Origin of the sequence: Microbacterium sp. NPDC089189 (assembly GCF_040685095.1) — a bacterium.
Classification (GTDB): domain Bacteria; phylum Actinomycetota; class Actinomycetes; order Actinomycetales; family Microbacteriaceae; genus Microbacterium.
Genome location: NZ_JBFBHG010000058.1, coordinates 1 through 1,785 on the forward strand (window position 1 = coordinate 1; position 1,785 = coordinate 1,785).

Annotated in this window: 3 protein-coding genes; all 3 read left to right on the top strand. The window is 72.4% G+C overall.

Translation table 11 applies throughout. The features are described from left to right. The first annotated feature begins 52 nt into the window (after positions 1-52). On the top strand, positions 53-895 hold the full coding sequence (locus tag AB0N73_RS16310; RefSeq protein ID WP_363565419.1) for a helix-turn-helix transcriptional regulator: 843 nt from the start codon (positions 53-55) through the stop codon (positions 893-895). Then, positions 892-1,527 (top strand): hypothetical protein, encoded by a 636-nt coding sequence (locus AB0N73_RS16315; RefSeq protein ID WP_363565415.1) that lies wholly within the window; start codon positions 892-894, stop codon positions 1,525-1,527. Before AB0N73_RS16310 ends, AB0N73_RS16315 begins: the two co-directional genes overlap by 4 nt. 60 nt (positions 1,528-1,587) lie before the next feature. After that, a partial coding sequence (locus AB0N73_RS16320; protein ID WP_363565417.1) for a hypothetical protein occupies positions 1,588-1,785 on the top strand: 198 nt, incomplete at its 3' end.

Consider the following 1,785-nt stretch of genomic DNA (forward strand, 5'->3'; position numbering starts at 1 on the left):
GGGGGATCGGCGGTCCCTGGATGCGGCGGCGCCCCGCATCCAGAATGGGGGCATGGACCGTGCCGCTCTCGCCGAGTTCCTCCGCTCGCGCCGCGAACAGCTGCGCCCCGCGGATGCGGGCCTGCCCGCCGGCGCGCGTCGCCGCGCGGCGGGGCTGCGCCGCGAAGAGGTGGCGCAGCTGGCGGCGATGTCGACCGACTATTACACGCGGCTGGAGCAGCAGCGCGGCCCGCAACCGAGCACGCAGATGCTCGGCTCCGTCGCGCGGGCGCTGCGGCTGACCGCGGATGAGCGCGACTACCTGTTCCGGGTAGCCGGGCACAGCGCGCCCGACCGCATCCGCTCGCGCGACCACGTGGCTCCCGCGCTGCAGCGCGTCTTCGACCGGCTCTCCGACACCCCGGCCGTGATCATCTCGACGCTCGGCGAGACCTTGCTGCAGAACCGACTGGGCGCCGCGCTGCTCGGCGACCACGCCGATGCCACCGGCTGGGAGCGGTACGAGGCGTACCGCTGGTTCGTCCACGCCGACGACGCACGCGCCCGCTATCCCGCGTCCGACCGCGACCGCCAGTCGCGCGCGCTCGTGTCGGGGCTGCGTGCCGTCGTCGCCGTCGAGAGCGGGCCCGCGCAGATGCTGGTCGACGAGCTTCGGCGCTCGAGCGCGGAGTTCGCCGAGCTGTGGGATCGGCAGGAGGTCGCGCGGCGCTTCAGCGACCACAAGGTGCTGATCCATCCCGAGATCGGGCCGATCGAGGTCGACTGCCAGGTGCTGTTCACCGAGGACCAGTCGCAGGCGCTGCTCGTGCTCACCGCCGCGCCCGGGTCGAGCGACGAGGAGAAGCTGCGGCTGCTCGGCGTCGTGGGTGTGCAGACATTCGGCGCCGCGGGGTGAACGTCCTGCAGCTCTTCGAGCACGCGGACGTGGCCTACGGCGGCGTCGTGCCCTGGGGTGGGCGCGTTCCTCTGAGCGGCCCTGGGATCTACGTGGTCTCGACGGCGGCGGATCCGACGACAGCCGATGGGTTGCCCGACTGCCCGGTAGACGAGTCCGCCGTGTCCGCCTTGCTCATCGCCCGGCCGGAGGCGACCGTCGATGGAGCCGCTGCGACCGTCGAGAGTCTGACATCCCGCCTCGCGGCCATGTGGCCGGCGCGGGAGACGGTTGCATACGTGGGCTTGGCGTCGCGAAGCGTCGGGACCCGGATGGCGCAGTTCTACCGCACCGAGTACGGCGCTCGCGGGCCTCACGCCGGGGGCTGGCCGGTCAAGATGCTCGCTCCCCCTGACGGCATGTGGGTGCATTTCGGCGCGACCGGCGAGTACGCCCATGCCGAGATGGCGATGCTCGATGTGTTCATGGCACAGCTCACACCAGACGTTCGCGGCGCCCTCGTCGACCCCGCGCTGCCGCTGCCGTTCGCCAACCTGATGCACCCGGGCGGTCGGCGAAAAGCGCACGGCGTTGGGCGGGTGAAGGCCGGGCGGGGCGCGTCTCCAGGCGGCGGGGGCCGGCGCGTCGGTTGACCTCTCTGCGGGGGCGTCTCGGCTCGGGTGGATGTCGGTGGGTCGGGGTAACATTCGAATATGTCTTCGATAGTTGTCGAGCGGGTCGGGCTCTCCGACGCGGACGCGTTCGCGCTCGCGTCGATCACCCGCCGTGTCGAGAACGCTCAGGCCGACCTCGCCACAGCACAAGCCCGACTCACCCGGGCACTCGCCGACGCCGAGCACCTCGCGTGCCGGCTCGACACCGGGCACGCGCGGTCCGCGGCCGGGAGTGAC